The organism is Vulcanococcus limneticus LL, assembly GCF_002252705.1.
In the GTDB taxonomy this organism is placed as follows: Bacteria; Cyanobacteriota; Cyanobacteriia; order PCC-6307; family Cyanobiaceae; genus Vulcanococcus; species Vulcanococcus limneticus.
Window position 1 is genome coordinate 1 of sequence record NZ_NQLA01000086.1, and the last position, 5,703, is coordinate 5,703.

9 protein-coding genes are annotated in these 5,703 nt (G+C 62.9%); 5 read left to right on the plus strand and 4 right to left on the minus strand.

The annotated features are described in order from the left end of the window. Nucleotides 1-38: 38 nt before the first annotated feature. Nucleotides 39-542: an AbiTii domain-containing protein gene (locus tag CJZ98_RS19605; RefSeq protein WP_157911064.1), complete on the minus strand. Its 504-nt coding sequence runs from the start codon at nucleotides 540-542 to the stop codon at nucleotides 39-41. A 169-nt stretch (nucleotides 543-711) separates the two neighbouring features. Further along, nucleotides 712-1,680: an integron integrase gene (locus tag CJZ98_RS16950; protein WP_094592291.1), complete on the minus strand. Its 969-nt coding sequence runs from the start codon at nucleotides 1,678-1,680 to the stop codon at nucleotides 712-714. A gap of 132 nt (nucleotides 1,681-1,812) precedes the next feature. Here CJZ98_RS16950 and CJZ98_RS16955 point away from each other — a divergent pair, with 132 nt between their 5' ends. From CJZ98_RS16955 to CJZ98_RS16975, 5 genes are all read left to right on the plus strand, one after another. After that, nucleotides 1,813-2,145 carry a hypothetical protein gene (locus CJZ98_RS16955; protein WP_198537931.1) on the plus strand — a complete coding sequence of 111 codons (333 nt, stop codon included), beginning with the start codon at nucleotides 1,813-1,815 and terminating at the stop codon, nucleotides 2,143-2,145. Nucleotides 2,146-2,174: 29 nt separating this feature from the next. Further along, nucleotides 2,175-2,540, plus strand: a complete 366-nt coding sequence (locus CJZ98_RS16960; RefSeq protein WP_232756576.1) for a hypothetical protein — start codon at nucleotides 2,175-2,177, stop codon at nucleotides 2,538-2,540. Further along, nucleotides 2,537-2,854 (plus strand): hypothetical protein, encoded by a 318-nt coding sequence (locus CJZ98_RS16965; protein WP_094592294.1) that lies wholly within the window; start codon nucleotides 2,537-2,539, stop codon nucleotides 2,852-2,854. The genes CJZ98_RS16960 and CJZ98_RS16965 overlap by 4 nt, the downstream gene beginning before the upstream one ends. A gap of 425 nt (nucleotides 2,855-3,279) precedes the next feature. After that, entirely contained in the window at nucleotides 3,280-4,146 is an 867-nt protein-coding gene (locus CJZ98_RS16970) for a M20/M25/M40 family metallo-hydrolase (protein ID WP_094592295.1), read from the plus strand. A gap of 96 nt (nucleotides 4,147-4,242) precedes the next feature. Then, nucleotides 4,243-4,797 carry a hypothetical protein gene (locus tag CJZ98_RS16975; RefSeq protein ID WP_094592296.1) on the plus strand — a complete coding sequence of 185 codons (555 nt, stop codon included), beginning with the start codon at nucleotides 4,243-4,245 and terminating at the stop codon, nucleotides 4,795-4,797. A 73-nt stretch (nucleotides 4,798-4,870) separates the two neighbouring features. Here the strand turns inward: CJZ98_RS16975 and CJZ98_RS16980 are convergent, their stop codons facing one another. Both CJZ98_RS16980 and CJZ98_RS16985 read right to left on the minus strand, forming a co-directional pair. Next, nucleotides 4,871-5,164 (minus strand): hypothetical protein, encoded by a 294-nt coding sequence (locus tag CJZ98_RS16980; protein WP_157911065.1) that lies wholly within the window; start codon nucleotides 5,162-5,164, stop codon nucleotides 4,871-4,873. 48 nt (nucleotides 5,165-5,212) lie between these two features. After that, nucleotides 5,213-5,703: RES domain-containing protein (locus CJZ98_RS16985; protein WP_232756577.1), on the minus strand; the 491-nt coding region annotated here is incomplete at its 5' end.

The window sequence follows — 5,703 nt, forward strand, 5'->3', positions numbered from 1 at the left end:
CCGCACCTCCGGAATGACAGCTCGTCATTCCACCTTGTTCAACCTCTGATCAGGGCATTCGGGCCTCGGGATTTACACCACGCGAAGGGACGCGGCCCAATTCTGATCAGTTCCGCGTTTGGACAAATCAGTGAGATCTTTGTCTCGAGACCGGCGTCTAAACTCTTACAAAGCTGACGCTCAGTTTCTTGAGGGAATGGAATATGCCCAGAAGTGGCCTCCTTGTCGTATGCAATGTTCTCAAGTTCTGCGATCGACTGTCCAATATTTCTGAAGGAGTGCGCCTCTCCCTCTGATGAGTCTTGGAAGATAACTGGGCACCAACCATGGTATGGATTCCAAAACCTCACCGAACCCTTAACCTTTCGGTACTCAGGTACTTTTTCCTGAGGGCCATACCCACTAAGTTCCGAATTGATCCATGACTCGAATTCACTGAGTTTAAGCTTTCGCGCGATAACTAAACTATTCCGCAATAGGTCAGTCACAGAAACTGACCGATCTAGTGATTCTTGTTGTAGCTGAAGCACTATTGGCGTCATGTGATTAAGCTCTCTCTGGGTGTAAGTCTAACGCCAGTTAGAACGTCTTCGTAAGGCCCTTGAAATCTCTTCTGGGTCCCGATGGCGCCTCCCGTGCCCTCCGCCCACTCAGTCAGCGGAGGGCTTTTCGCCTGCATCCAGGATGTTCTGCGGACCCGCAGAACATGGCTTAGAGGAGATCCGCAGGGCTGGTCACGCCAGCAGGGCCCCGATTGAGCACATGCGTGTAGATCATCGTGGTCTTCACGTCACTGTGGCCGAGCAGCTCCTGGATTGTACGGATGTCGGAGCCCCGCTCCAAGAGGTGCGTGGCAAAGCAATGGCGGAAGGTATGGCAACTCGCTGGCTTGCTGATCCCTGCAGCGCGTACAGCGGCATGCACCGATCTCTGGATCACCGAGGGATCCAGGTGGTGACGCCCCTGTTCATTAGTGTCGCGGTTCCGCCAACGTGTCACCTGCGGGAACACCCACTGCCAGATCCACTCACGTGAGGCTGAGGTGTACTTCCGCTCCAGTGCGCCCGGCAGGGGCACCTGTCCCCAGCCAGCGGCCAGATCCAGCCGATGCAGTCGCTTCACGCCCTGCAGATGGATCTGGAGCGGCTCCATCAGGTTCTGGGGGAACACCGTGACCCGGTCCTTGTTTCCCTTGCCCCCGCGGATGATCAGCTGATGTCCCGCAAAGTCCAGATCCTGCACGCGCAGGCGTAGGGCTTCCATCAGCCGCAGCCCACCCCCATACAGAAGGCCGCACACTAGAGCGGCTGGCCCCTCCATCTGCTGCAGCACCGCACGCACCTCCATCACACTCAGCACAACCGGTAGGCGCTTGGGCCGGCGCGCTCGTACGACCCCATCAAGATCGCCGGGGTTGATCTCCAGAACACGCTTGTAGAGGAATAGGAGTGCTGCTAAGGCCTGGTTCTGTGTGGACGCACTCACCTGCTCGTTTACCGCGAGATGCGTGAGGAAGGCATTGATCTCCAGGCTGCCCATCTCCCGCGGGTGCCGCAGCTTGTGAAAGCGCAGGAAGCGCCGCAGCCAGCGTTCGTAGGTCCCGATGGTCCGCCGGGCGTAGTGACGCGATGCCAGGGCTTCCCGGTAAACCACGATCAGGGAATGGGGGTGTGTCTCCATGGAGGCTGCCGTGCTGTCGTCAGCATTCCCACCGACTCCCGCATTCGTCCTTCGCAGGAGATGGGATCTGGTTGGCGCTCTGAGCCGTCAGCTTGGGCTGGCCTCCCTGCCATGGCCCACCGGCCTACTCCCATGAAGCTCAGGACCATGCTCCCAGCAGCAGCTGCAGGTCTGTCGGTCGGCCTTATGGCCGTTCCTCTCGCCAGCCGTGCCAACGGCAACAGCGAGATCGCCCGCCGCAGCTGGATCCATACGCTCAACACCGAACTGAAGGCCGGTATCGACTACGACACCGTCAGGAACAACCCACTCACCCATGCGCTCTTCGGTGTGGCGGATGCCGCCTGCCTCAACCAGGCGGCCGCGCTGGCGATGGCTCAGTCGATGATGCCTGCAGCACAGGCGCGCTATGCCGTGCAGCGCTTTGATGAGCGTTACTGCCTGGTCAAGCACCAGAACAGCTGATGAAACCATGGCTCAAGCTGGTCGTGGCCTTGGCTGCTGCGGCCGGCTTTTCTGTCTTCGTTGCGGTGGCCTGGTTTGTCTGGCTGCTGCTCACCTCTCCCTCGGAGCCGGATGGCTTCGGGCAGGACCATCAGGAGCAGTCGGCGGTCGCTTCCTGTTGGCGCGGCATCCGCGACGGCAGCATCAGCGACACCACCCAGTGCAGTGACTACGCCCAGGCTCACCTGGACTTCTTCACGGAGCAACTGGCGCCTGATGCGGCCACCACCACCTGCAACCTCAGCCGCTCACACCTGGCCTACGCCCGCAACTCCAGTCCTGACGCCACAGCACTTCTGGCCCAGCTAGAGGAGGAGGTGCAGGCTGATTGCAGTCATCCCGACGTCACTCGATGAAGCGCCTTGTGCCACGCCTGCTTGTTGTGTACGGAGCTTCGCTCTCCGTGCTGTTTGGGGTGGCCCTCATCCCTGATTACGCCGCCTTGATCCAGGCAGTGGAGCAACGCTCGAAGCAGGCGGAGCTGCGGCACCGCCTCAACGTCTTTGCAGAAGGCACCTGGTTTCTGCTCGCCAACCTGATTGCCATCAGCGGACTGGCCCTGGCGTCAGACCTCCGGAGAGCAGATGGGCTGTCTTCTTCCGATCCTGATGGTGCGGGTGAGCTTCGCGGCTCTGGCCATCATGGCCTTGTTGTTCTCTGTGATCCCTGATCCGGGCTGCCTGGTGACAGCTGCGAATGCCGGCAGGTTGAAGGCTGGGATGGCCCATGAGCAGATGTTTGAAATCGTTGGCGCCCCCGCACCGCCAGCCTTTCAGGGGGGAGGATCACGCCGCGTTCTGCGTGATCGCTACTTCGTCGCTGCCTCGCGCATCGCCGGGGCGGATCGCCCCCTCTGAGTGACCATCCGTAGCAGCTGGGCGGCCAGCTGCTTGCGGCGTTCGGCGGCGGCGTCCTGGAAGGGCATGGGGTGTATCGCGTGGGATCTGCATGCTCACGGCGGTAACGGCAGCAGATTCGGCATCTCGTGCGAATCACCAGGCCCATGGACCCGTTGTTCGCGCGATCACGGCGGCGTCTCCCAGGCCAACCCTGCAGCCTGGGGAGATCCAGTGATTAGCCGTTTCGAGAAGCCCCATGCCCCTGACATCCCCCGCCTCAGGGCCCTCTCGCCACCACGACCTGCAGATGCGGCTGCTCTCCCAGCTGGAGCCGCTGGCGCGGCCGCGCCATGCCCGCTGGGATCCACTCGGTCTGCTGGCGGTGCGTGAGCTGCTGATGGAGCAGCTCAGTGCGCTGGGGGCCGTGGAGCGCCACCGCTTCAATGAGGGCGCCGGCGAGGGCGTCAATCTGATCCTGCGCCTGCCGGGCCAGAAGCCGGAGCTGGCGCCGCTGTTGGTGGCGGCCCACTACGACGGCCCGCTCGGTTCCCCCGGCGCCGACGACAACGCCACGGGGCTGGTGGCGTTGCTGGAGCTGGCCCGCCGCTGGTCTGAGGCCCCGCACCGACGTCCGGTATGGATCGTCGCCTTTGACCAGGAGGAGTGGGGCATGCTGGGCAGCCGGGCCCTGGCTCGGGAGCTCAAGGCCAGCGGTCAGCCGCTGCAGCTGATGCTCAGCCTGGAGATGCTCGGCTACACCGACGAAGCCCAGAGTTACCCGCTGGCGGGTATGCAGGCGGTCTATGGCAATCGCGGCGATTTCATCGCCCTGGTGGGCAACACCGGCGTAGCCCCCCTGCTGCCAGCTCTGGCCCGCTCGATGGGCGCCCATGTGAAGACCAAGGTGCTGCCGGTGCCCTTCCACGGGCGCCTGCTGCCGGATGTACGCCTGAGCGACCACAGCCCCTTCTGGGATGCGGGCTACAACGCCGTGATGGTCACCGACACCTCGTTTCTGCGCAATCCCCACTACCACCAGCCCACCGACACGGTGGAGACGCTGGACCTGCCGTTCCTGGCGGCCGTGGTTGAGGGGCTGGATGCGGCCCTGTCTGGCCTGTGACGGCCAGGTCATCTCCCCATGGCAACCAGAGGAACGCTCTACCAGCCGCACAGACCCTTGAGTCCTGATGGGCAGCAATGCCATTTCATCGTCACCATGTCCTCCTTTGTTCGCCGCCGCAGCCACCTCTCGCGCTATCTCTCCGCCCTGCGCCAGCAGCGCGGCCTGCGGCCCGCCCAGCTGGCGGCCCTCCTCGGTGCCAGCAACGTCTCCAAGGTCGGCAGCCTGATCCGCTCCTTTAAGCTGGGGGAACCGCTCAGGGATCACTGGCTGCAGAAGCTCATGGGTGAACTCCAGCCGGATCCTGTGGAGCTGCGCCGGTGTGTGGAGCTGGATCAGGCGGAGGATGAACGTCGCATGGAGGAAGCTCGACTCGCCTGGGAAGCCAGGGCGAATGAACCCATCGATCCGTTTCTCAGCGTTCGCTTCATGCCTGGAATTGGCAGAACGATTCCAGTGCCGACCTGCCATCTGGAAAGCCAGGAGGATGCAGAGGCCTGGGCTGGAGCTGAGATGCAACGCTTTCGCGGCCTCAGGGGCATCCTCACCTGGAGCCGTAGAGAACGCACGATCTACGACCCGGATCTGCCCATGCCTCGTCGATCTTCCCTGATGTCTGAGGCTGATCATCCACAGCCTGGATGCAGCTGAGCGGCTCGGCCCGGCGCGTCCTGCTGGGTAGCGATGGCTGATTCACAGCCGAGGGGATGGCTGGCCTGAGCCGTCAGGCACCGTCTGTCAGGCTGATCTGCAGCTGGAGGTCCTCCATCCGGCTGAACTCCCGAAGGTTGGTGGTAAGGGCTCGCTCCCGCTCGAGCGCCGCAAGGAACTCCTCCTCAAAGCCTTCCAGGGCCTGCAGCAGGGCCTGGCCCCGTCGCCCTGGGCAGGGAGGAATCAGCAGGTCGCCCACGGGCAGCTGCGAGATTGGGATCTGATCGGTGTTCAGCCCGTTGGGAATCGTCTCCATCGGCACCGCATCGGGGTTGGGATTGAGCTCGCCCATTGTCTCAGCATGCATGGGCTATCCCTCCGGCGGTGATCTGCAGCCCTGACACTGGTGTCCGATTCAGACGACAGACGCGGCCAGGATCAACGCGTGGTCAACGGCCACCTGCAGCAGGTGGCCACGCAGACGCGGATCGCCCAGGGGATGATCCTCCAGGCACTGGATGGCAGGCTCGGCGCGCTCATAGAGCGCGATCGCCGGTTCACCGTTGTGGGCGTTGCTGTAGAGAATCCCATCAACCGGCAGGGTCTCGTAGAAATAGCAAGACCAGGCCTGGCTGAGTTTCCGGTCAGCGGTGGCAGCCAGGGCCGCCACACTGCCGGCAAGCATCGCGCCATTGCCCTGCAGGTCCAGCAGCGTCAGCGCACGCGTGGTGCTCAGGAAGGCCAGACGCCTGCCCTGCGACTCGATCACACCGGTATCGCCAAAGCACTCCACGACACAGCACGAGAGGCTCTGGGCGCAGTAGAGAATGGATCGAGGCTCTCCCTGCTGGTGGTGGTCAAAGCGGGAGAATGGACCCATGCAGCGAAACCCACAGGCCGTAGATC

What these genes read in the sequence shown, in the direction of transcription:
- CJZ98_RS19605 (WP_157911064.1), bottom strand. Translation starts at nt 542, where the DNA reads ATGACGCCAATAGTGCTTCAGCTACAACAAGAATCACTAGATCGGTCA.
- CJZ98_RS16950 (WP_094592291.1), bottom strand. Translation starts at nt 1,680, where the DNA reads ATGGAGACACACCCCCATTCCCTGATCGTGGTTTACCGGGAAGCCCTG.
- CJZ98_RS16955 (WP_198537931.1), top strand. Translation starts at nt 1,813, where the DNA reads ATGAAGCTCAGGACCATGCTCCCAGCAGCAGCTGCAGGTCTGTCGGTC.
- CJZ98_RS16965 (WP_094592294.1), top strand. Translation starts at nt 2,537, where the DNA reads ATGAAGCGCCTTGTGCCACGCCTGCTTGTTGTGTACGGAGCTTCGCTC.
- CJZ98_RS16970 (WP_094592295.1), top strand. Translation starts at nt 3,280, where the DNA reads ATGCCCCTGACATCCCCCGCCTCAGGGCCCTCTCGCCACCACGACCTG.
- CJZ98_RS16975 (WP_094592296.1), top strand. Translation starts at nt 4,243, where the DNA reads ATGTCCTCCTTTGTTCGCCGCCGCAGCCACCTCTCGCGCTATCTCTCC.
- CJZ98_RS16980 (WP_157911065.1), bottom strand. Translation starts at nt 5,164, where the DNA reads ATGCATGCTGAGACAATGGGCGAGCTCAATCCCAACCCCGATGCGGTG.